This window comes from Quadrisphaera setariae, assembly GCF_008041935.1.
In the GTDB taxonomy this organism is placed as follows: domain Bacteria; phylum Actinomycetota; class Actinomycetes; order Actinomycetales; family Quadrisphaeraceae; genus Quadrisphaera; species Quadrisphaera setariae.
In genome coordinates, this window is the sequence record NZ_VKAC01000008.1 from 1 (window position 1) to 21990 (window position 21990).

The window sequence follows — 21990 nt, forward strand, 5'->3', positions numbered from 1 at the left end:
CCGAGGGACGCCGCCACAACGCCGCCCTGATCTGCCTGTCCCGCCGTCGCATCGACGTCATGTTCGCGATGCTGCGCGACCGCCAGCCCTACCGCCCGCGGCCCTTCAGCACGAGCGGCGAGGCAACCCTGGCGGCTTGACAACGACATAGGGACACCCCCCGGGGGGGGGGGGGGACGCTGGCCGGTCAGTCCAGGGGAAGTCCCCGGGTGGAGGTGACGTGCTCGGGGACCTGCCCGGCGTAGTCCCCCGTCGACAACGTCGCCGACGGCTCCACCATCACGATCACCGCCCCCTCCGCGGACACGGGGCGGTGCTCCACACCCCGGGGCACCACGTGCACGTCCTGAGGACCGAGCACCACCACGCGCTCACTCCCGGCGACGCGCTGGTGCAGGTGCAGCTGTCCGGACAGCACCCAGAACAGCTCATCGGTGTCCTGGTGGGCGTGCCAGACGTACTCCCCGAGCACCTTGGCCACCTTCACCGCGTAGTCGTTGACAGATGCCAGGACCCGCGGCGCCCAGAGGTCCTCGAACCCCGCCAGCACCTCGTCGACGTTGACCGCTGCGTCACGCCCAGGGGCGGAGGCGTCCCGACCAGAGGAGCCGGCCGCAGGGCTGTGGAGGTGATCTGCGCTCATGGCACGAGCCTCACGCTTGCCCGCCAGCAGCCGTGAGTGCGAGAAATGACGCATGGCGCAAGATTCGTCTCACGCCCCCTCCGGGCGAAGGGCCCCGCTGGAGCGGGTCGTGGTCCTCGTCGACGACGACTCCAACCCCTTCGAGCTGGCCTGCATGACCGAGGTCCTCGGCATCGACCGTCCCGAGGTCGGCGGGCTGCTCTACGACCTGCGCCTCGCCACCACCGCCCCTCAGGTGCGGATGCGCCAGGGCTTCTTCACCATGACCGGCACCGCCGGCCTGGAGGACCTGCAGGAGGCCGACACGGTCATCGTCCCCAACCGCCCCGACACCGACCGGCCCCACACCCCCGAGGTGCTCGAGGCCCTGCGCCGCGCCCACGCCCGAGGCGCGCGCATGGTCGGCATGTGCAGCGGAGCCTTCACCCTGGCCGAGGCCGGCCTCCTGCGCGGGCGGGCAGCCACCGTGCACTGGCAGTGGGCCGAGCGCTTCCGAGCGGCGCACCCCGACGTCGACCTGCGCCCCGACGTCCTGTTCGTCGATGACGACGGGTTGCTGACCGCCGCGGGCAGCGCCTCCGCGCTGGACCTGGCACTGCACATCGTGGCCAGCGACCACGGAGCCGACGTCGCGGCTGCTGTCTCGCGCCGCCTGGTCTTCCCCGCCCACCGCCCCGGTGGGCAGCGCCAGTACATCGAGACCCCCCTGCCCAGACCCAGCGCACCCGATGCCCTGGCGGGCGCGCTCGCCTGGGCGCAGGAGAACCTGGCCGAACCGATCGACGTCGCCGCGCTAGCAGCTCGAGCGGGGCTGAGCCGGGCCTCGCTGCACCGGCGCTTCACGGCGCACCTGGGGTGCACGCCGCTGGCGTGGCTGCACGCCCAGCGGGTGGCGCACGCACGCCGGTTGCTGGAGACCTCCGACCTCCCCGTCGAGCAGATCGCGCTCCGCAGCGGCCTGGGGACAGCCACCAGCCTGCGCAGCCACCTGCGCCGGACGACCGGGCTCAGTCCCAGCGACTACCGCCGCCAGCACCGTCACGCGCTGGCCTGAGCGCGACCTCAGCGGTCGACAGCTGTCGCCCCCGGACACCGATGGCTCCGCAGGCGGACCGGACGGCGATCCGCCGCGGTCCCGGTGGACGGTCCCGGACGGCACACGATCAGGACCGATGACGGCGACGGCGCCACCGGTCCTGATCGTCGCGGCCGACGGCCCCCGGAGGAGTCATCGACTGGCGGACCGCCCGTCGGGCGCCGACGACGCCGGACGGGTGCCGTCCAGGAAGCGCCGCAGCAGCTCCCTGCCCTGGGGCCACACCCCCAGGGCGCTGCCCGAGCTGATGTGGCCGAGCGCACCGGCCTCGGCCCAGGTCGCTCCCCACTGCACGGCGACCTCGCGGCTGAAGGTGACCGACGCGTACGGGTCATCAGCGCTGGCGACGACCACCGCAGCAGACCCCAGCGCCCCGGGAGCGACGCCGAAGCCCGCTGCAGCCGCGGGGAACTGCGGCCCGGCCGGGTCGGGAACGGCCACCAGGAACCCGACAGCAGCGCCGGGGTGCGCCTGCAGCCAGGCAGCCGCCGCCAGGCACCCCAGGCTGTGAGCGACCAGCACCAGCTGCTCCTGCGCGGCCCCGTCCGAGCCGGTCGCGCCGACCTCGGTGACCGCAGAGGTGATCGCCTCCTGCCAGTCGTCCCACGACGGTTCGGTCCACGACGCCGGCGCGATGCGCACGGCCTGAGCGCCCCAGTCGCTCTCCCACCGGCTCTGCCAGTGCTCGGCGTCGGAACCGTCGATGCCCGGGATGATGACGAAACCCACTGCAGGCCTCCTGCGATGTGACCGATGAGAAGGTGATCACAGCACCCGTGGTCCCTCGGAGGTGGAGGCACTGATGGTCGAGAAGAAGGTCCCCTCTGCTGCCGATGGTCCATCGGACGCGGTGGACATGGCGATGCTCCGCCTGCTGCGCGTCGAGGGACGCCTGGGCGTGACCGAGCTGGCCCGGAGGGTGCAGCTGTCCCAGCCGGCGGTGTCGGCTCGGCTGCAGCGCCTGGAGCGCTCGGGGGTCATCACGGGCTACAGCGCCAGCATCGACCGGCGCCGCCTGGGCCTGGCGATCCACGCCGTCGCCCGGCTGCGCACGACGCAGGCGCAGGTCGCGCCGGCCCTGGAGCTGTTCGCGGTGCTGCCGGAGGTGGTGCGCATCTACCGGCTGACCGGGGAGGACTGCTTCCTGCTGGACCTGCACGCGGTGGACGCGGAGCGGTTGGAGGCAGTGGTGGACTCCATCGCGCGGATCGGTCCGGTCACGACGTCGCTGGTGCTGCGCGAGTACCCGGCAGGCGCGGTCCACGTCTGAGGCCCAGGTGGGCCACCGCTGCGGGGATCGTCAGCGGCGCGCTGACCGGGTGGCGACCCGCAGCGGCAGACCCCGGGCCGGGGACGGCGCCGCGGTCAGCCGCCCCAGCCCGCAGACTCCCCCGCGGCCGAGACCGCGCGCGGGACGCCCCACGGGTCGTCGTCGCGCAGGGCTGCGGGCAGGAGCGCCGCCAGCGCCCCGGTGGCGCCCTGGAAGGTCACCGGCCGCAGGAAGCGGCCCACCGCCGCGGACCCCACCGAGGTCGTGCGGCCGGCGTCGGTGGTGGCGGGGTAGGGACCTCCGTGCTGCATCGCGTGCGTCACGGCGACGCCGGTGGGCCACGCGTTGAAGATGACGCGCCCGGCCACGCTCGACAGCGCCGACACGAGGGCCGAGAGCGCGCCGTCAGCAGCGGTCCCGGCCTCGGCCTCGGTGACGTGCACGGCGGCGGTGAGCTCCCCCTCGTACAGGTCCGGCACGGCGGCGGCGACCTCGGCGAGCCCGGGGTGTTCCACGATCACCGACAGGGGGCCGAACGCCTCCTCCCGCAGCTCTGGACCGGCGGCCAGCAGCGCGGCGAGGGTGGTGCGCACGAGCGTCGGTGTGGCCAGCACCGCGGTCGGGGCGCCGCCGTCGTCGTCGCCCTCCTCGCGGAGCGCCCCCTCGACGAGCACCTCGACGCCGGGGGCCCCGAGCACCGCCGAGCGCCGGGCTGCGTAGCCCGCGGCGATCCCGGGGTGCAGCAGCCGGTGCTCGGGAACTCCGGAGAACGCCGCGACCAGCGCCTCGCCGAGCGGCCCGGCGAGGGAGCCCTCGGGGACGAAGACGAAGCCCGGCTGGGTGCACAGCTGCCCCGCCGAGGCGGTGGCGCTGGTGGCGTAGGCGGCCGCGAAGGCCTCGGCCCCCGCCTGCTCGAGCGCCCCGGCGGTCACGACGACGGGGTTGGTGGAGCCGAGCTCGCCGTAGAAGGGGATCGGGCGGCGGCGGGAAGCGGCCACGTCGGCCAGGTGGCGCCCGGCGCGCTGGGAGCCGGTGAAGGAGGCCGCGGCGATCCGCTCGTCGCGCAGGAGGTCGACCCCGTCCTGCTGGCCGGTGGCGGGGTCGGTCCCGGCGAGCTGGAGGGCGTCGGCGGGCAGTCCGGCGCCGGCGAGCGCCGAGCGGACCACCTCGGCCACGGCCACCGACAGGCGGGGGTGGCCGGGGTGGGCCTTCACGACGACGGGACACCCGGCGGCGAGCGCCGCCGCGGTGTCACCGCCGGCCACCGAGAACGCGAACGGGAAGTTGCTCGCGGCGAAGACCAGCACCGGGCCGAGCGGCACCAGCACGCGGCGCAGGTCGGGGCGGGGCAGCGGGCGGAAGGCGGGGTCCGCCTCGTCGACGCGGACGTCGAGGTGGCTCCCGGCCAGCGCCACGGCGGAGAACATCTCCAGCTGCACCGCGGTGCGCTCGAGCTCTCCGCGCAGCCGGGGGGCGGGCGCCAGTCCGGTCTCCTCGGCGGCGATCGCGACGAGGCGGTCGGCGTCGGCGCGCAGCGCGCCGGCCGCGGCCCGCAGACCGCCGGCCAGCTGCGCCGGCGCGATGGCGGCCAGCGCCGGGGCGACCGCCGCCGCCCGCGCTGCGACCCCTTCCGCACTTTCCGCGGCAAGTGCGCCTCCGGAGGGGGTCCTTGCCGCACTTTCCGCGGCAAGTGCGGAAGAGGCGGGTGCGGGGGTGGTGCTCACAGCGGTGCTCCTCAGCGGGGTGGTCGGGCGTCAGGTCGTCGAGCGTCAGAACGTGAAGCCGGTGGGGAACGGGTCGGTCGGGTCCAGCAGGTACTGCCCCATGCCCGTCACCCACGCGCGGCCGGTGATGGTGGGGACGACGGCGGCCCGCTGCTGCTCACCCTCCCCCACGGTCGTCTCGGCCACGAGCCGGCCGGTGAAGCGGGAGCCGATGAAGGACTCGTTGACGAAGTCCTCACCCAGCGCCAGCTCGCCGCGGGCCCACAGCTCGGCCATCCGCGCGGACGTGCCGGTGCCGCACGGCGACCTGTCGAACCACCCGGGGTGGATGGCCATGGCGTGCCGCGACAGCCGGGCGTCGGAGCCGGGTGCGATGAGCTCCACGTGGTGGCAGTGGTCGACGCCGTCGATGGTCGGGTGGCTCGGCGGGGCCGACGCGTTGAGGGCGTCCATGATCGCGAGTCCGGCGGAGAGCACGTCGTGCTGGCGCGCGCGGTCGAAGGGCAGCCCGACGTCGTCCAGGTCGACCATGGCGTAGAAGTTGCCGCCGAAGGCCAGGGAGTAGCGGACGTCGCGGGCACCTCCGGGGAGGCCCGGCACGTGGAGCACCTCGTCGAGGCGGTCGCAGAAGCTCGGGACGTTCTCCAGGGTGACGCCGTCGGCGTGCCCGTCGCGCACGGCCACCCGCGCCACCACGAGACCCGCGGGGGTGTCGAGGCGGATGACCGTCTCGGGCTCGGTGACGGTGACCATGCCGGTCTCCACCAGCACGGTGGCGACGCCGATGGTGCCGTGCCCGCACATCGGCAGGCAGCCGGAGACCTCGATGTAGAGCACGCCCCAGTCGGCGTCGGGCCGGGTGGGCGGCTGGAGGATCGCCCCGCTCATGGCGGCGTGCCCGCGCGGCTCGTTGACGAGCAGCTGCCGCACGCCGTCCATGTGCGCCATGAAGTGCAGGCGCCGCTCGTTCATGGTGGCGCCGGGGATGACGCCCACCCCACCGGTGACGACCCGGGTCGGCATGCCCTCGGTGTGGGAGTCGACCGCGGAGAAGACGCGGGAGGCGCGCACCTCAGACGCCTGCGCGCAGCGCCTCGACCGCGGCGACGGCGCGCTCGGTCTCGGCGGTGATGGTGGCCACCTGCTGCGCGGAGAGGGCACCGCGCGGCGGGCGGCACGGGCCTCCGTAGCGGCCGACGACGTCCATCGACAGCTTGATCGCCTGCACGAACTCGGTGCGCGAGTCCCAGCGGAACAGCGCCACGAGCTGGGTGTAGAGCTCGCGCGCCTCGGTGTAGCGGCCAGCGGTCATGAGGTCGTACAGCTCGACGGCCTCGCGGGGGAAGACGTTGGGGAACCCCGCGAACCAGCCGACGGCGCCGTCGAGCATGAGCTCCATGAGCACGTCGTCGGCGCCGGCGATGACGTCGATCTGGGTGCCGGCGGCCTCGCACAGCTCGGCGATCTCGAACGCGCGGCGCACGTCTCCGGAGAACTCCTTGACCGCCACGACGTTCTCGATCTGCGCGATCTCGGCCACGAGGGAGGGCACCAGGTCGACCTTGGTGTCGAAGGGGTTGTTGTAGACCATCACCGGCAGCCCGACGCTCGCCACCTGCTCGAAGTGCTCCACCACCTGGGCCGGGGTGGAGCGGTACATGGTGGGCGGCAGGCACAGCAGGCCGTCGGCGCCGTCCTCGGCAGCCACCTGCGCCCAGTGCTTCGCCTGGTGCCAGCCCGGCGCGTGCACGCCGGCGACGACGATGCCGCGCTCACCGGACGGGGTGCTCGTGCTCCGGGCGGTCTCGACGGCCACCTGCACCGCGCGGCGCCGCTCGGCGTCGGTGAGGGAGGAGTACTCGCCCAGGGAGCCGTTCGGGCCGACGCCACGGCATCCGTTCTCCAGCAGCCAGGCGCAGTGCTCGGCGAAGCGCTCCTCGTCCACGGCGAGGCCGGCGGGCGCTGAGGGGTCCTCGCGGTAGGGCAGGGCGGTGGCGACGACGACGCCGCGCAGGTCGATGCTCATGGGGTCTCCTCGGACGTGGGCTGGCTGGTGGCGGGACTGGTCGGTGTGGTCGCAGGTGGCAGGTCGGCGAGCTCGCCGAGGCGGACGGGCACGGCGAGGGGCCGTCGCTGGTGGGACACCGGCGGACGGGTAGTGCCGGTGGAGGCGGGCAGGCCGCAGCCGAGCACGGCGTCGACGGCGTGGCCGCAGACCCGGCCCTGGCAGGGCCCGAGACCGGCACGGGTGGTCAGGCGCAGCGACCGGGAGCCGGCGGGCGCGTCGGCGGCGCTCGCCGTGGCCTGCGCGACCGAGCGCAGGCGACCGGCCGTGACCTCCTCGCAGCGGCAGACCACGGTGTCGTCGGTGACCTGGGCGAGCCACCCGGGGCGGGGGGCGTGCGCAGCGGCGAGCCGGTCGGCGAAGGCGCGCAGCACCCGGCGTCGGCGCAGCAGCCCGTCGACCTCCGGGCCCGCGGGGTGGCCGAGCGCCTCGGCGGCCGCGAGACCGGCGAGGGCGCCCTCGACGAGCGCGGCGTCGGCTCCGCCGATGCCGGTGACCTCCCCGGCGGCCCAGACCCCGGGGGCCGAGGTGGCACCGCGGTCGTCGACGGCGACGAACCCCGCGCCGGCGCCTGAGCCGGCGACGGCGGCGCCGGCGGCCAGCGCCACCTCGAGGCGGGGCGTGAAGCCGTGGCTGACGGCCAGGGCGTCCGCGGCGACGACGCGCTCGGTGCCGGGCACGGGTGCCCAGGTGGCGTCGAGCCGGGCCAGCACCACCTCTTCCACGCGCCCGTCCCCGCGGGCGGCGACCACGCCGGTGGCGGTCCGGTACGGCACGCGGGCCGCGGTGAGGGCGGCGACGTACCCCGCGAGCTCGCGGGTCTTGCCCGCCAGCACCCCGACGCCGGAGAGCCCCGCGGCGAAGACCCCCGCGCCGCCACCGGTGAGCAGAGGGCCCCAGCCACGGGTGAGCTGCGCGGGGCCGGCGGCCTCGGCCACCTCGAGCACGCGCGCGCCGGTGTCCAGCAGCGAAGAGGCGACGGGCAGCAGGAACGGCCCGGCGCCGGCGACCACCACGCGCTCCCCGACGGCGAGCCGCTCGGACTTCGCGAACGCCTGCGCGGCGCCGCCGGTGACGACACCGGGCAGGTCCCAGCCGGGGAACGGCAGCGTGAGGTCGTGGGCGCCGGTGGCGACGACGAGCGCCGCGGGACGCAGCGCGAGGTGCCGGCGCCCGGGGGCGTCGGCCTGTCCGGAGGGCGTCACGAGCACGCGCACCACGAGGGCGCCGGCGCCGGGCTCGACGGCCCACACCGAGGCGCCGGTGAGCACCTCGCAGCCGGGGTCGCCGGCGAGGGTGCGGCGCAGGCCGGCGAAGGTCGACCAGCCGTGGTGCAGCTGCGCCTCAGCCGCGGCGGGACGCTCGGCCGGCAGGTGCCGCCAGTACTGGCCGCCGACGTCGTCGCCGCCCTCCACCAGCACCACGCGCGCACCGCTGCGGCGGGCGGCGTCCGCGGCGGCGAGCCCGGCGGGCCCTCCCCCGACGACGAGCACCTCGACGTCGCGCACCTCTGCACCCGCCCCCGCCAGGTCAGCCGGCTCAACCACGCCGCTCCCCCTCCACGCGCTCGACACGGGCTGGCAGCGGCTCGCCCTGCGTCGTGACGACGGCCCCCTCGACGGCGCGCCGCTGGCAGGCCCTCACGTCGCGCACGCCGTCGACGGTGACGAGGCAGTCGAAGCAGACGCCGATGCCGCAGAACACCCCGCGCGGCGCTCCGGCCCCGGCGGTCCGGCGCAGCGCTCCTCCGGTGCTCGCCGAGCGGCCGGCGGCCATGACGACCCCGGCGATGCTCTGCCCGCGCACGCCGGTGACGGGCTCGCCGTCGACGGTGATGGTCACGGGCTCCGCCGTCTCCGTCCTGGCGACGTCGCGGGCCGGGTCGACGCGTCGCGCGCTCACGCCGCCGCTCCCCCGGAGCCGCCCGGGTGCTCAGCGAGGGGCTCGGCGAGGGGCTCGGCGAGGTGCGGGGCCAGCGAGGGCCGGGCCACCGAGAACGCCGCGGCGTCGAGCGCCGGCTCCCGGCCGAGCAGGAGGTCGGCGACGAGCTCCCCGGTGGCCGGGGCCAGCCCGATGCCGGCGCCCTCGTGCCCGGTGGCGTGCCACAGCCCGGGCAGGCGCGGGTCCGGCCCGGCCACGGGCAGGTGGTCGGGCACGTAGGGGCGGAACCCGCCGTAGCTGCGCATCACCGGCACCCCCGCCAGCCCGGGGAACAGCGTCAGCGCCCCGGCCGCGAGGCGGCGGAGCACCTCCACGCGCAGCGCGCCGTCGAACCCGACCCGCTCGCGTGAGGATCCGATGAGGATGGTGCCCGAGGCCGTCGACTCCACCACGGTGGAGGTCTGCAGGTCGGCGTCGCCGGAGCCGACGGCGCCCACGTAGTCGGCGTCGTAGACCTTGCGGAACACCTGGTGCGGCTGGCGGGTGGTCACGAGGATGACGCCGCGGCGAGGGAGCACCGGCAGCGGAGCGCCCAGCAGGGAGCTCACCTCGCCCGACCAGGGACCCGCGGCGACGACGACGGCGCCTGCGGCGACGTCCCCGCGGCTCGTGCGCACTCCGGCCAGCCGGGCGCCGCCCTCGGCGAGGAGCGGGCCCGTCACCTGCGCGCCGGTCAGGACCACCGCACCGCGGCGTCGGGCGGAGGCCAGCAGCGCCTCGGTGGCGACCACGGGCTGGACCTGGGCGTCGTCGGGGTAGTGGACGGCGAGGGCGACCTCGGGAGTGAGCCCCGGCTCCAGCGCCCGGGCGCCGGCGGCGTCGAGCTCGACCGCGTGCACGCCGGCGGGTCGCTGCGTGGCCGCGAAGGCGCGCAGGGCGCTGGCACCGCCGTCGGTGGTCGCGACCACGAGGCCGCCCTTGGGCTCGAGCTCGAGGTCGGGGAAGCCGCCGGGCAGCCCTGTGCGCAGCTCCTCGCGCAGCTCGGCGGCGAGCGCCGGCCACAGCTGCACGGCGCGCTGGGCCATGGCCAGCTCCGCACCGGGGCCCTTGTCGGAGACCAGGAGGTTGCCCTCGCCGCTGCCGGAGGTGCCACCGGCCGCCTCGCTGCGGTCGACCACCACCACCCGCGCGCCGCCGGCCGCCAGCGCCCTCGCGACGGCCGCGCCGACGATCCCGGCACCGACCACCGCGACGTCGGCGACCCACCGCGACGCGGTGGTGCGAGGTGTTCCCTGGGCCATGTCCCATCAGTACCATGTCACATACCGGCACGGGAAGGTGTCGGGCGGAACAGCTGGTGGAGGGAGTCGCACGTGACCGAGGTGCTCTCGACGGACCGCGGCGTGGCTCGCGCGGCGAGCTTGCGCGACCAGGTCGAGGAGGCCATCGCAGCCGCCGTGGTCTCCGGCGAGCTGGCCCCCGGCCAGCTGGTCTCGGCCCCGGCGCTGGCCGCCCGCTACGGCGTCTCGGCGACCCCCGTGCGCGAGGCGATGATGGCCCTGGAGGCCCGCGGGTTCGTCACCACCGTGCGCAACAAGGGCTTCCGCGTCACCGAGGTCCACCGCGAGGACGTCGCCTCCCTCGTGGCGGTGCGCCGCCTCCTCGAGCCTCCGGCCGTGGGCCAGCTGGCAGCGGAGCGCTGCGCGCTCGTGGCCGAGCACGCTCCGCGCCTGCGGGGCCTGGCCGACGAGATCGTCGCCGGTGCCCGCAGCGGCGACCTCGCCGCCTACCTGCGCGCCGACACGCAGTTCCACTCCGAGCTCCTGGCCCTGCTGGGCAACCGCCACCTCGTCCAGGTGGTGGGCCAGCTGCGCTCGCAGACGCGCCTGGTGGGACTGGCGGCGGCGGTGGGCAGTCCTGAGCTGGAGCGCTCAGCGGTCGACCACCACGAGCTGCTGGACCTGGTGCTCTCCGGTGACGGCCCCGCGGCTGAGCGCTTCATGGGGCTCCACGTCAGCGCCGTGCTCGACTGGTGGACCCCGCAGTGACGTCCCACCCGGTGACGCCCCGCCCGGTGACGCAGCACCGAGCCTGCCGCGACCACGCCGCGGAGGTCGAGGCCGCCCTCGCCGTGCTGGTCGGAGTCCTGCCGCTGCCGCTGCGGGTGGCCGCCGACGTCGCTGTCCCCCTGAGCGGCGACGGCGACGGCGACGCGCCCGCCGCGAGGCTGCTGCTGCGCCGACCGGACCGACTGCCTGCCAGTGACGCCCGTCCCGGCGGAGCCCGCTGGCCCGCGGCCGACGGCTCCCTCGGCGGGCTGTGGCCCACCGCCGAGGGGCTGGTGGTCGGACTCGGCGCACCCCCGTCGGGCGGCTCCGAGGCACCGGGGGTCGAACCGTGGCTGGTCGCCGGCGAAGCGGCAGGGCGCTGCCTGGACCGCGACGTCGTCGTCGACATGCCCCACCCCGCCGCCACCATCGATGACGAGGAGGCCGTGGAGGCCCTGCTCTGCGGGCTCGGCGTCGGTGCCGCGGCTGCCCGGCTCGGCCACGAGCGCTCCACCGCCGGCAGCGCCGTCGACGCCGGTGGTCCGGTGGTCCGGGTGCCGGAGGCGTTGCTGCCGGCGGCCCGGCGCGGTCTGGTGGCGTCGGCCGCGGTCCACCTGGCCCGGCTGGTGACGTGCGCCCCGCCGGGCGTCGCGACCCCGGCGGCCGTCGCCGAGTGGGCACGCGCGGGAGCCGCGGCGGTCGGCGCCGGCTGCGAGGTGCTCGACGCCGACGGCCTGCGCGCCGGCGGCTACGGCGCCGTGCTCGCCGTCGGCGCGGGTTCCGCGCACCAGCCCCACCTCGTCCGCGTGAGCTGGGACGGGCGTCCGGCCGACCCAGCTCGTCCGGGCGGCTCCGGGTCGCCGGCGGACCTCGTGGTCGTCGGCAAGGGCGTCACCTTCGACAGCGGGGGCCTGTCCCTCAAGAGCCCCGCCGCGATGCAGGACATGCGCTCGGACTGCGCGGGGGCCGCGGTGGCGCTGGCCACCGTCCTGTCGCTGGCGGCCCAGCGCGCCCCGGTGGCGGTGGAGGCGCTGCTGCCGCTGGCGGAGAACCTCCCGGGTCCGGGGGCGACGCGCCCCGGAGACGTGGTGCGCTCGCGGTCGGGGCGGCTCGTGCAGGTGCTCGACACCGACTTCGAGGGCCGCGTCCTGCTCGCCGACGCGCTCACCGACGCGTGCGCCGCCCGCCCCCGGCTGGTGGTCGACGTCGCGACGCTGACCTACCAGGCCGTGGTGGCCCTGGGCCCCGACATCGGGGCGCTGCTGGCCCGCGACGACTCCGCGGCGGCGTCCGTGCTGGACGCCGCTCGGCGGGCGGGCGAGCCGCTGTGGCGGCTGCCGCTGGCCGACCGCTACCGCGCCCGGGTGGACGTCGGGTGGGCCCTCCGCAACCACCCCCTCACCGACAGCGGCCGCGCCATCACGGCGGCGCTGTTCCTCGACGCGTTCGTGCCGCCCGAGCAGCCGTGGGCGCACCTGGACGTCGCGGGACCGTCCTGGCGGGGCGACGCCTCGGCTGACGGCGCGACCGGCTTCGGGGTGCGCACCCTGCTCGAGCTGGCGCGCTCGCTGACGGGCTCGTCCGCGCCCTGAGCGCTCAGCCGCGGCCGGCGCCCCGGACGGTGCCGGCGTCGTCCAGGTCGAGGTTCACGCGGTCGGCGCGGAAGTCCATCGTCACCGGGAAGCACTCCGCCCCTCGGCCGACCACGCGCACGGACAGGCCGCCCGCCTCGACCCGCGCGGTGGCCTCGGTCTCGGTCATGCCGAGCAGCACGTCGGTCGTCTCGTCAGGTGCCCCGGTGGTGCCGCACGGACCGCTCGGTCCCGTCGGCGACGGACCGCCGGCGGGGTCGGCTGCTCCGCAGGCGGCCGTCACCACCACCACGGCCAGGAGGACGGCGACGAGCGCCGCCCGGGAAGCGCCTCGCGCTGCTGCGACCACACCCCCACGACGCCACCGGCCGCTGGGCTGTTGCGCCCCTGCGTCACAGAGGGCCGGGGCCGGCTCCGAGCGTGCGGGGGGTGCCGCCCGGGCGCCAGCGCCGCAGCGCGGGGTTGGTCGCCGCCAGCGCCGCGACCAGCACGACGCAGGCCAGTCCGCCGCTGACCGCGGCGACGCCGGGTGACGACCACGAGCTCACCAGCCCCGCCCGGGCGTTCCCCAGGCCCGGCCCGGCCACCCCGACGACGTTCTCCAGCGCGCTGACCCTGCCCAGGTAGGCGTCCGGCGTCTCGAGCTGCACGAGCGCGCCCCGGGCGATCACCCCGGTGCTGTCCGCGGCCCCGGCGACCGCCAGCAGCACCAGCACCACCCCGACGTCGTGGGCGAGCCCCACCCCCGCCAGCGCCAGCCCCCACACGGCAGCCGCCACCAGCTGCACCGCGCCCGGGCGACGGGCGCGGGCGAGCGGCGAGGTCGCCAGGCCGGCGGCCAGCCCGCCCGCGGCGAGGGCGGAGAAGAACAGCCCGAGCGTGGCCGGCTGGTCCGCGAAGCGCGCGGCGTTCAGGGCCGGGAACAGCGCCACGGGCATGGCCAGGACGGTCGCGGCGGCGTCCACGAGCACCGACCCCGACAGCGCGGGGCGGCGGGCCACCAGGCGCCAGCCGTCCCACGTCTGCCGCGCGGCGACGCCCAGTCCCGCCAGCAGGCGCGCCGGCGCCGGGCGCCTCGACGCGAGCGGTGCGCGCTCGTCGTCGTCGACGATGCCACCTCTGGCCGCAGCGCCCCCTGCCCTGGCTCGCGGCAGCCGCAGGGTCGCCACGAGGACGACGACGAGCGCGGCGGCGTCCAGCAGGTAGCACGCGCCCGGACCCGCCGCGACCAGCACGGCCCCGGCGGCCAACGGCCCCACCAGCAGGGCGACCTGGAAGGTGAGGTGGCTCAGGGCGACCCCGGCGGGCACCTGGTCCCGTGGGAGGAGAGCGCTGATGAAGGTGCGGCGGGCGGCTGACCCCAGCGAGATGGCAGCGGTCTGCGCCGCCACCAGCGCGAGGAGCAGCACGAGGCTCGATGCCCCGGCCGCTGCCTGCACGGCGAGGGTGAGGGCCGCGGCCAGGGAGGCGGCGGTCGTGACCAGAGCGAGGCGGCGTCGGTCGAGGGCGTCGGCCAGCTGCCCGCCCAGCAGCCCGCAGACCAGGGTCGGGACGGCGGTGACCAGGCCCACCGCGCCGACCCAGGCACTGCTGCCCGTGAGCTCCCACACCTGGAAGAGCACGGTGACGCTGACGAGCTGCCCGCTCGCCGTCGACAGCGCGCTGCCGAGCCACAGCCGCCGGAAGGCCGGGCTGGAGCGCAGCGGGCGGGTGTCGACGACGCGGTCGAGGTGGTCCCAGCGGCTCACGGGTGGTCGGTGGTGTCAGCGGTGTCGGCGAGCTTCTCGCGGAGCCGGTCGAGGAAGGAGCGCTCCTCGAGCAGGGCGCGCAGGTCGGCGACGACCTGCAAGAGCGAGTACGGGACGGCGGCGTCGAGCTCGGCGAGGAGGTCCTCCGTGGCGTTCCACTCGCGCTCGAGCAGCGGGACGGCTTCCGCTCCGGCTGCCGTGAGCGTGATGACGCGGGTGCGGGCGTCGGCGCCCGGGGCGCTGTCCACGAAGCCGCCCCGGCGCAGCTCGGCGAGGGTCTGGCTCATGGCGGAGTGGGTCACCCCCACCTCCCCGGCCAGCTGGCGGACGGTCAGCGGACCGAGGCGGGACAGGCGGATGAGCACCTTCGCGAACCGCGGTCGCAGCCCCTGCACGTGGCGCTCGGCGTAGAGGGCGGCGATGTCGGCGTCGACGGCGTCGGTGAGCTCGCTGAAGGGCCGCAGGAAGTTGCGGGTGGTCGGGTCCTCGTCGGACCGGTCGCTCGGCAGCGTCACAGCGCTCATACAACAGCACTGTCAGATCTGCGCCAAGGGGCTGTCATGCAGAAGACCCGCACCTCGAGGGTCGAGGTGCGGGTCTTCTGCGCGGTCAGCGGACGTCGGAGGTGGTCAGCCCATCGAGCCGTTGCGGGGGCGCGGCGCGGCGTGCCCCGCTGCTGGTCCGGGCGCGCGTCCCGACCTCAGCGAGGTCGACGACGCCGACAGGTCGGACAGGTCCGACAGGATCCGCGCGTGGCGGTCGCGCAGGGCCTCGACGTCGGCCTGGGCCTGCTCGAGCACCGCCTCGGCCTCCTCGCGGAGCCGCTCGGACTCCTTCGCGGCGGCCTCGAGCAGGCGGTGCGCGGCGGTGCGCGCCTCGGTGAGCAGCGCCTCGGCCTCCACGGAGGCGGACCGATGCTGCTCGGCAGCCTCGCTGCGGGCGCGGGCGACCTCCTCGGCCACCTGGTCCACGAGCTCGCGGGCACCGGCCTCGGCCTCGGCGGCCGTCCGCGCCGCGGCAGCGGCGGTGTCCGCGGCCTGCGCCGCGGCGGTCTCCACGAGGCGGGCGGCCTCGGACTGGGCCAGCTGGAGCGCCTCGCGCGCGGCGCTGCGGGCCGAGGTGGCCTCGCGCTGCGCGCTGGAGCGCAGCTCGGCGGCCTCGGAGCGCGCGGTGACCAGCAGGTCCTCGACCTCGCGGATCGCCGTGGTGCGCCGCTCCCGGACGTCCTCGTCGGCAGCGGTGCGCAGCTGGGTGGCGGCCTGCTCGGCTGCCTGGCGCAGCTCGGTGGCGATCCGCTCGGAGGAGGCGCGGACCTCCTGCGCGGTCCGCTCGGCGGCGTCGAGCACCTGCTCGGCGTGCTCGGCGGCCGTGCGGCGCAGCTCGGCCACGTCGAAGTCCGCCGCCTGCTGCTCGCGCTCGAGGCGCTCGGTGGCGGCCGTCGCGACCTGCTGGGCGCGCTCGCGCACGTCGCGGACGAGGGCGGCGGCCTCGGCGCGGGCGGTGCGGGTCGCCTCGTCAGCGGCCCCGGCGGCCTCGTCGAGCAGGCGGGCGGCCTCCGCCTCCGCGGTGGCGCGGACGGCCTCCGCCTCGGCGCGCGCGGCGACGACCTCGTCGGCAGCGCCGTCGCGCAGAGCCTCGGCGTGCGCGCTGACGGCGGTCAGGGACTCCTTGGCCTCCGCGTAGGCCTCGGCGGTCACACGGCGGGCCTCGGCCTCCGCCTGCTGGCGGACCCGCTCGGCCTCGTGCTGGGAGGTCGCCAGCAGCGTCGACGCCTCGGCGCGGGCAGCGGCCAGGAGCTCGGCGGCCTCGGCCTCCAGGGCGGTGCGGGCGGCCTCGGCGTCGTTGAGGAGGGAGACACCCCGCTGGCGGGCGAGGGTCAGCAGCTCCTCGGCGTCCACCTGGGCGGCAGCCCGGACGTCGTCGGCGTCCGCGGCGGCCGCGGTGGCGATGCGGCCGGCCTGGGCGCGAGCGGAGGCGAGCAGCTCATCGAGCTCCTGGGCGGCCTCCTCGCGGGCGGCGTCCGCGCCGCAGGTGACCCCCTCGGCCTCCGCGCGGGCCGTCGCCAGCACGGCGGCGGCGCCGGCGCGGGCGCTGGCGAGCACCTGCTCGCGGTCGTCCAGGGTCGCGACGCGCACGGCCTCGGACTCGTCCCGGGAGGCGCGCAGCAGCACCTCGGCGTCGGTGCGGGCCTGCTCCAGCAGCGCCTCGCCCTCCGCGCGGGCGGTCTCGCGCACCCGCTCGACGTCGGCGAGAGCGGCCTCGCGCTCCTCTCCGATCGCGGCGAAGACGGCGTCCCTGCCGGCGTCGATGTCCGCCTGGGCTGCGCGCAGCTGGTGCGCCACCAGCTCGGCCGCCTCGGCGCGCGCGACCTGGGCCGCGCCTGCGGCCTCCTCGCGCAGCAGCGCCGCCTCGACCTCCGCCTGCTCGGCGGTGCGCCGGGCCTGCTCCACGGCGGCGGCCCGCAGGGCGTCGGCCTCGTCGCGGGCGGACGCCAGGGCCATCGCAGCCGCGGCTGCCGCCGCAGCGGCGAGCTCCTCGCGCTCGTGCTCGGCGTCCGCCACCAGCTGGTGGGCGTCGGCGCGGGCCTGCTCCAGCAGAGCCGTGGCCACCGCGGCGGCCTCGGCGGCTGCGGCGCGCTCGGCCTCGGTCCTCCGGAGCGCCTCGTGGGCCTCCGCCTGGGCGCCGGCCCGCGCCTCCAGGGCCTGCTGCACCGTGAGGGCCGCCTCGTGGGTCACCTGCGCCGCGCGGGCCGCGGCCTCGTCGACGACCGTCTCGGCCACCGAGCGCAGCACGCTGACGCGGTCTTCGAGGGTGGTGCCCTCGGCGAGGAACCCCGCGCGGCGCGCGTCCATCGCGGCGAGGTCGGCGCGCATCTCGACCACCTGCTGGCGCAGGGACGTGTACTCCTCGCCCATGGCAGCCAGCGCCTCCCGCCCCTGGGCGGTGCGCTCCTCCAGCAGCGCCGCCTCCTGCGAGGCCCGGGCCACCAGGCCGTCGGCGCGGTCCTCGGCGCTGCCGATGACCAGGGCGGCCTCGCGGTCGGCAGCGGCGCGCACCTCGTCGGCGTGGCGCTGGGCCAGGCCGAGCAGGTCCACCGCCTGGCGGTAGCGGGAGGGGTCCACCCCCGCCTGCTCGGCGCGGTCGGCGCGGGGCGCGCGGGTCACGGGCGCGGCTCCCCGCCAGTGCTCCTGCTCGGCGGGCGACGGGTGGTGCAGCGCGGGCGCGGTGGGCGGCAGCTGGACCCGCTGCGGAGCCTGCTGCGGAGCCGGCGGGAGGGCCGTCGGGTGGGTCTGTCCGTCACGCAGGTCGATCATCGAGCGCCTCCCGGCGGTCTGCCCTGCGGGCCAGGTCGTGTCGTGGCGGAGCGCGCCGGGGCGCTCGTCGCCGGACGGTGCTGCGGCTGGGCCGGCCTCGTCAGCCGGAGGCGCGGTGAGCGCGGAGGCACGGGCTGCGCGGGGGGTCATGCGGACCCACGCCGGGCGGGCGGCGTCGACGGCGAGGTCGTGGGCGTCGTCGGAGGTGTCCTGGGCGACGCCGCGAGACGGGTCGCCCGAGAGTCCGGGTCTGTGCGTCTCCATGCACGGATCGTGACACCTCGAACGCTCTCAGCGTGGGACTTCCGGCGCGTCGAGGCATGTCGCCAGGTCCCGTGACCTGCCCAGGAAGCTGCTCCACCGAGGCGAACCAGGACAGATCAACTCTCCCGATCACCGACCGCGTGACTCGTGTGACTGCTGTGAACGATGGTGCACCCATCTACCCATGACGTGCAGCACGCGCCCCGCGCTCCGGCGTGTCGCGCTCACCCGACCGCGTCCCCGACGAGCGCAGCAGCGCCGGCCAGCACGGCCAGGGGCACCGGCGGGGAGGGCACGTCGACGGTGCCCGCCACCGCCGTGAACGCCCCGCCCTCCACGGAGTACTCCCCCGCGTAGGTGGTGGTGAGCACCACCTGCACGTCGCCGCCGCGCTCGTAGGTGTGCGTGGTCCGCAGCGCGGGGAACAGGGCGCCGGGGTCCGGCGTCGGGCCGAGCACCGTGCCGTCGCCGAAGTCCCACGTGTACGCCACCGGGGTGGCCCGCACGGCCACGGCCGCCCCCAGCACCGCCGTCTGCAGCGCCACCGCCGTCGTCCCGGCCACCGCGTTGACCGGCACCCCCACCAGCGCGTACCCGTTGCCGGGCTCGAGCACCACCGCCTGGCCCGGGATCGGCAGGCTGCGGAGGTCGGCGAGGGTCAGCCCCGGGACCGCCTCGCCGTCGGTGGCCTCCTGACGGGTCAGGCAGCGGGTGCCCGACGCCGACCACGTGGCGCCGTCGGTGGAGCGGAACTGCCGGTACTGCAGCCGCGGTGGCGTGCACTGCGCAGCGGCCAGCTCGCAGGTCGTGGAGGTGGGGGCGTCCAGCGTGTTGCCGTCGCAGGCCAGCACGTACCGGTAGCGGTAGCGGGGTCCGCTCGGCGCGGTCGCTCCCCCACCGCCCTGCTCCGCCGAGCCGCGCCCGCTGCCCGGCACGTGCTCGTGGCAGCCCACGTCCACGGAGCGGTCGCCGAGCGCGCCACCGCAGCCGACGGCCGCGGCTGTCGGTGACGCTCCCGGCACCGCCACGGCCACCACCGCCAGGACCACCAGGACGACGAGCGCCACCGCCCGGGTCGCCAGGCGGAGCGCGGCGGGGCGCTGCGTCAGACGGGTCCTGCCCGTGGCGGTGATCACGGGCGCAGCCTGGGGGACCGGCGCGGCACACCGGGCGCGGGCGCCCCCTCCCGGACCAGGCCCGTGCTCCCGTCGGGCCCGAGCTGCAGCGGGCGGTGACGGACGGCCACCGCTCGGTGGTCGCTCCTGCGCCGCCAGCGGCCCCCTCTCTTTACTCGCCCTTGACCATCCGGTGAGAGACTGGGACATGCCCGCCGGCGTCCTCGGTCCCCCGTCCTCGCCCACCACCCACAGGCCCTCGCTCGCCTCGCGCGCGCGGCGGTGGACCGTCGCCGTGCTCGCGGCTGCGCAGGTCCTCGCCGCCGTGGTCGCCTCCGTGCTCGGGGGTGGCCGGCCGACGGGCTCGAGCGGCGCGGACGCCTCGGGCCTGCTCATCACCCCTGCCGGGTACGCGTTCTCCATCTGGGGCCTCGTGGTGGCCGCCTGCCTGGCGTACGCCGCCTACCAGCTGCCGGCGGGCCGCGGCGACGAGCCGCCCTACCGCCGGGTGGCCTGGCCGCTGGCCGGCATCATGGCGTGCTTCGTGGCCTGGCTCGTGCTGGCGGCCACCGCACCGGTCTGGACCACCGCCGCCGTCTTCGCGCTGATGCTCGTGCTGCTGGTGGTCGCCTACGACACGGCCCTGCGCCACCGCCGGCTCATGCGCCTGCCCGGCCGTCTGCTGCTGCTCGGCGCGCTCGGCGTCTACACCGGCTGGGCCGCGGTGGCGGTCCCCGTCAACGTCGCCTCGGTCCTGGTCGAGGCCGGCGCTCCGACCGCAGGCGGTGGCGCCGTCGCGTGGCAGGCGGGTGTGCTGGTGGTGGCGCTGGGCGCGGGCGTCGCGGTGGTGCGCCGCTGGCGCGCACGCGCGGCGAGCACGCTCGCGGTGGTGTGGGCGCTCATGGCCGTCGCGTTCGGGGCCGGGGCGCGCGACGGCGGCGCAGTGCTCGCGGCAGCGGCTGCCGTGGGCGCCGTCGCGCTGCTGGGCTGGGCGGTGTGGTCTCGCTGGGAGGACCTGCGCCGGCGCGTCCAGGCGGCCACCGTCCGCGTCGGCGGGCCCGGGGGCCCCTTCGGTCCCGGGGGCCCGGGAGCGCCCGGCGGCCCCTTCGGCCCGCGCCCCTGACCCCGCCCGCAGCACCACGTCCGGCGTGTCGGCAACGTCCATGATCACGAACGGGGCGGGGGGTCTCCGTCGCCGTGGCCCAGGGCGAGCATCGCCTCGAGCATCTCCGAGCGCAGCCGCTCGATCTCCGGGGTGAGGCGCTCCACCGCCTGGCGCCGCCGCGGCGCGTCGCTGCGGCCCGACGTCGTCGTCCCCAGCAGGAGGTGCCTCGACCGCTCCAGCGCCTTCGCGCGCCGCAGCCACCCCTCCGCCTGCGCCACCTGGGCGGGGCTGCTGGCGCTCTCGGCGTCCGCCTTCGCGGACGTGGCGTGGTCGACGAGGGCGGAGATCTCCTGCGCGAGGCGCGCGTCGGGGGTGCGCGCCGCACGTGCGTCTGACCAGCCCTGGGTGAGCGCGCGGAAGCGGTCGCGGGTCTCGGGCTCACGCAGGTAGGGCGCCACGATCGTCATCCAGCGGATGGCGTCGGGGCCCCGCTTGGCCGCCAGCGCGACCAGCTGGCGCAGCACGGCGGGGTTGACGGCAGGCACTCCGCCATCGTGGCCCGGCGGGCACCCCGACGCACGAGGACGGGCACGGGAACGAACGCGGGAACGAACGCGGAGCGGTGCGCGAGAGGATCAGCCCGTGGGCTCATCTGCGAACGGCCTCGGTGGTGGCGGGGTCAGCTTCTGGTGGCACCAGCTGGGCGGCGCGCCGCGCCAGCGGCCACCGCTGCCGCGGCCCCCGTCGTCGTCCTCACCGGCGCTGGAGTGCGACGTCGCGGTGGTGGGAGCCGGCTACACCGGCCTGTGGACCGCGTACTACCTCAAGCGGGCGGACCCGTCGCTGCGCGTCGTCGTCCTCGAGCAGGCCTTCGCGGGGTACGGCGCGTCGGGCCGCAACGGCGGCTGGCTGACCAACGAGATCACCGGTGGGGTGGAGGGGTACCGCGCCAGCCACGGCCCGGCGGCGGTCGACGCGTTCCAGCTGGCGGTGGACGAGACCGTCGCCGAGGTGGTGCGCGTCGCGGAGGTGGAGGGCATCGACGCCGACGTCCACCTCGGTGGCGAGCACACCGTGGCGCGCGGTCCGGCGCAGCTGGCGCGACTGCGGGAGCTGCACGCGGGCATGGCCTCCCGGGCCGGCACCGACGTGCAGTGGCTGGACGCCGACGAGGCGTTCGAGCGCATCGGCGTGGCGGGGACGTCGGCAGCGGTGTGGCACCCGCACTGCGCCCGCATCCACCCCGCCAAGCTGGTGCGCGGGCTGGCCGAGGCCGTCGAGCGGCTCGGCGTGGAGGTCTACGAGGGCACCCGGGTCACCGAGGTCTCCCCCGGTCTGGCGCGGACCGAGGTCGACGGCGTGGCCGGCGACGTGCGCGCGCGGGTGGTGGTGCGGGCCACGGAGGGCTTCACCGCGGACGTCCGCGGGCACAGGCGCGACTGGCTGCCCATGAACTCCTCGATGGTGGCGACCGCGCCGCTGCCCTCTGCCGCGTGGGACGCCATCGGGTGGGACGGGCGCGCCACCCTCGGGGACGCAGCGCACGTCTACATGTACGCGCAGCGCACCGCCGACGACAGGATCGCCCTCGGAGGCAGGGGCGTGCCGTACGCCTACGGCTCCCGGACCGCCCGGACCACCGCGGACGGCGAGACGCCGGCCCGCACGGTGGAGGGGCTGCGCCGGGTGCTCGAGACCTTCTTCCCCGTGCTGCGCCAGCTCACGCCCGACGGGCGCGCGCCGCTGGAGCACGCGTGGTCGGGCGTGCTCGCGGTCCCGCGCGACTGGCACGCCTCCGTGGGCATCGAGCGCGCCGCCGACGGCACGGCGCTGGCCTGGGCGGGCGGGTACGTCGGCACCGGCGTCACGGCCACCAACCTCGCCGGCCGGACGCTGCGCGACCTCGTGCTCGGCGAGCGGACAGCCCTCACCGAGCTGCCGTGGGTGGGGCACCGGGTGCGCCGGTGGGAGCCCGAGCCGCTGCGGTGGCTGGCCGTGCACGGCCTGTACGCGGCCTACCGGGCAGCAGACGCCGCCGAGGCCCGCGGTCGCACGCGCACCTCACCGCTGGCGGTGCTCGCGGGGAAGGTCGCCGGTCACCACTGAGGACGACGACGACCCGCCC

20 protein-coding genes and 1 pseudogene are annotated in these 21990 nt (G+C 76.9%); 7 read left to right on the plus strand and 14 right to left on the minus strand.

The window, feature by feature from the left end; translation table 11 throughout:
• Positions 1 to 140 (plus strand): annotated as a pseudogene (locus tag FMM08_RS23965) (IS110 family transposase); the annotation flags it as partial.
• 47 nt (positions 141 to 187) lie between these two features.
• On the opposite strand, the gene FMM08_RS13855 reads toward FMM08_RS23965, so the two are convergent.
• The gene (locus FMM08_RS13855; RefSeq protein ID WP_147926981.1) at positions 188 to 643 is read right to left on the minus strand and encodes a cupin domain-containing protein; all 456 of its coding nucleotides are present in this window, start codon (positions 641 to 643) and stop codon (positions 188 to 190) included.
• A 52-nt stretch (positions 644 to 695) separates the two neighbouring features.
• Between FMM08_RS13855 and FMM08_RS13860 the strand changes: the two genes are divergently transcribed.
• Positions 696 to 1697: a GlxA family transcriptional regulator gene (locus tag FMM08_RS13860; RefSeq protein ID WP_147926982.1), complete on the plus strand. Its 1002-nt coding sequence runs from the start codon at positions 696 to 698 to the stop codon at positions 1695 to 1697.
• A gap of 174 nt (positions 1698 to 1871) precedes the next feature.
• Here FMM08_RS13860 and FMM08_RS13865 read toward each other — a convergent pair whose 3' ends face one another.
• Positions 1872 to 2468 carry an RBBP9/YdeN family alpha/beta hydrolase gene (locus FMM08_RS13865; protein ID WP_147926983.1) on the minus strand — a complete coding sequence of 199 codons (597 nt, stop codon included), beginning with the start codon at positions 2466 to 2468 and terminating at the stop codon, positions 1872 to 1874.
• Positions 2469 to 2595: 127 nt separating this feature from the next.
• Here FMM08_RS13865 and FMM08_RS13870 point away from each other — a divergent pair, with 127 nt between their 5' ends.
• The gene (locus FMM08_RS13870) at positions 2596 to 3009 is read left to right on the plus strand and encodes an Lrp/AsnC family transcriptional regulator (RefSeq protein ID WP_222710774.1); all 414 of its coding nucleotides are present in this window, start codon (positions 2596 to 2598) and stop codon (positions 3007 to 3009) included.
• Between the two features lie 95 nt (positions 3010 to 3104).
• Here the strand turns inward: FMM08_RS13870 and FMM08_RS13875 are convergent, their stop codons facing one another.
• From FMM08_RS13875 to FMM08_RS13900, 6 genes are read right to left on the minus strand one after another with little or no spacing between them, the layout of a single operon-like run.
• Complete coding sequence (locus FMM08_RS13875) at positions 3105 to 4733, minus strand: aldehyde dehydrogenase family protein (protein WP_147926985.1); 1629 nt, start codon at positions 4731 to 4733, stop codon at positions 3105 to 3107.
• 45 nt (positions 4734 to 4778) lie between these two features.
• Positions 4779 to 5804, minus strand: a complete 1026-nt coding sequence (locus FMM08_RS13880; RefSeq protein WP_147926986.1) for a proline racemase family protein — start codon at positions 5802 to 5804, stop codon at positions 4779 to 4781.
• A 1-nt stretch (position 5805) separates the two neighbouring features.
• Positions 5806 to 6759 carry a dihydrodipicolinate synthase family protein gene (locus FMM08_RS13885; RefSeq protein WP_147926987.1) on the minus strand — a complete coding sequence of 318 codons (954 nt, stop codon included), beginning with the start codon at positions 6757 to 6759 and terminating at the stop codon, positions 5806 to 5808.
• Complete coding sequence (locus tag FMM08_RS13890; protein ID WP_222710775.1) at positions 6756 to 8345, minus strand: FAD-dependent oxidoreductase; 1590 nt, start codon at positions 8343 to 8345, stop codon at positions 6756 to 6758. The genes FMM08_RS13885 and FMM08_RS13890 overlap by 4 nt, the downstream gene beginning before the upstream one ends.
• On the minus strand, positions 8338 to 8700 hold the full coding sequence (locus tag FMM08_RS13895; RefSeq protein ID WP_147926988.1) for a (2Fe-2S)-binding protein: 363 nt from the start codon (positions 8698 to 8700) through the stop codon (positions 8338 to 8340). The genes FMM08_RS13890 and FMM08_RS13895 overlap by 8 nt, the downstream gene beginning before the upstream one ends.
• Positions 8697 to 9980, minus strand: a complete 1284-nt coding sequence (locus FMM08_RS13900; RefSeq protein ID WP_147926989.1) for an NAD(P)/FAD-dependent oxidoreductase — start codon at positions 9978 to 9980, stop codon at positions 8697 to 8699. Before FMM08_RS13900 ends, FMM08_RS13895 begins: the two co-directional genes overlap by 4 nt.
• A 72-nt stretch (positions 9981 to 10052) precedes the next feature.
• Here FMM08_RS13900 and FMM08_RS13905 point away from each other — a divergent pair, with 72 nt between their 5' ends.
• Positions 10053 to 10727, plus strand: coding sequence for a GntR family transcriptional regulator (locus FMM08_RS13905; RefSeq protein ID WP_222710776.1), 675 nt, complete (start codon positions 10053 to 10055; stop codon positions 10725 to 10727).
• A gap of 26 nt (positions 10728 to 10753) precedes the next feature.
• On the plus strand, positions 10754 to 12319 hold the full coding sequence (locus tag FMM08_RS13910; RefSeq protein ID WP_187279755.1) for a M17 family metallopeptidase: 1566 nt from the start codon (positions 10754 to 10756) through the stop codon (positions 12317 to 12319).
• 4 nt (positions 12320 to 12323) lie between these two features.
• Here FMM08_RS13910 and FMM08_RS13915 read toward each other — a convergent pair whose 3' ends face one another.
• The 5 genes from FMM08_RS13915 to FMM08_RS13935 form a co-directional block, all read right to left on the minus strand.
• Positions 12324 to 12668 carry a hypothetical protein gene (locus FMM08_RS13915; RefSeq protein WP_147926991.1) on the minus strand — a complete coding sequence of 115 codons (345 nt, stop codon included), beginning with the start codon at positions 12666 to 12668 and terminating at the stop codon, positions 12324 to 12326.
• Positions 12669 to 12711: 43 nt separating this feature from the next.
• Entirely contained in the window at positions 12712 to 14067 is a 1356-nt protein-coding gene (locus FMM08_RS13920; RefSeq protein WP_147926992.1) for an MFS transporter, read from the minus strand.
• Positions 14064 to 14591, minus strand: a complete 528-nt coding sequence (locus FMM08_RS13925) for a MarR family winged helix-turn-helix transcriptional regulator (RefSeq protein ID WP_147926993.1) — start codon at positions 14589 to 14591, stop codon at positions 14064 to 14066. Before FMM08_RS13925 ends, FMM08_RS13920 begins: the two co-directional genes overlap by 4 nt.
• 105 nt (positions 14592 to 14696) lie before the next feature.
• Positions 14697 to 17645 (minus strand): hypothetical protein, encoded by a 2949-nt coding sequence (locus FMM08_RS13930; protein WP_147926994.1) that lies wholly within the window; start codon positions 17643 to 17645, stop codon positions 14697 to 14699.
• Positions 17646 to 17869: 224 nt separating this feature from the next.
• Positions 17870 to 18781, minus strand: a complete 912-nt coding sequence (locus FMM08_RS13935) for a PKD domain-containing protein (protein WP_147926995.1) — start codon at positions 18779 to 18781, stop codon at positions 17870 to 17872.
• A gap of 187 nt (positions 18782 to 18968) precedes the next feature.
• On the opposite strand from FMM08_RS13935, the gene FMM08_RS13940 reads away from it, so the two are divergent.
• On the plus strand, positions 18969 to 19883 hold the full coding sequence (locus FMM08_RS13940; protein WP_147926996.1) for a TspO-related membrane protein: 915 nt from the start codon (positions 18969 to 18971) through the stop codon (positions 19881 to 19883).
• A 44-nt stretch (positions 19884 to 19927) separates the two neighbouring features.
• Here FMM08_RS13940 and FMM08_RS13945 read toward each other — a convergent pair whose 3' ends face one another.
• Positions 19928 to 20410: a hypothetical protein gene (locus FMM08_RS13945; RefSeq protein ID WP_147926997.1), complete on the minus strand. Its 483-nt coding sequence runs from the start codon at positions 20408 to 20410 to the stop codon at positions 19928 to 19930.
• A 97-nt stretch (positions 20411 to 20507) separates the two neighbouring features.
• Between FMM08_RS13945 and FMM08_RS13950 the strand changes: the two genes are divergently transcribed.
• Positions 20508 to 21971, plus strand: a complete 1464-nt coding sequence (locus FMM08_RS13950) for an NAD(P)/FAD-dependent oxidoreductase (protein ID WP_222710777.1) — start codon at positions 20508 to 20510, stop codon at positions 21969 to 21971.
• Positions 21972 to 21990: the final 19 nt, after the last annotated feature.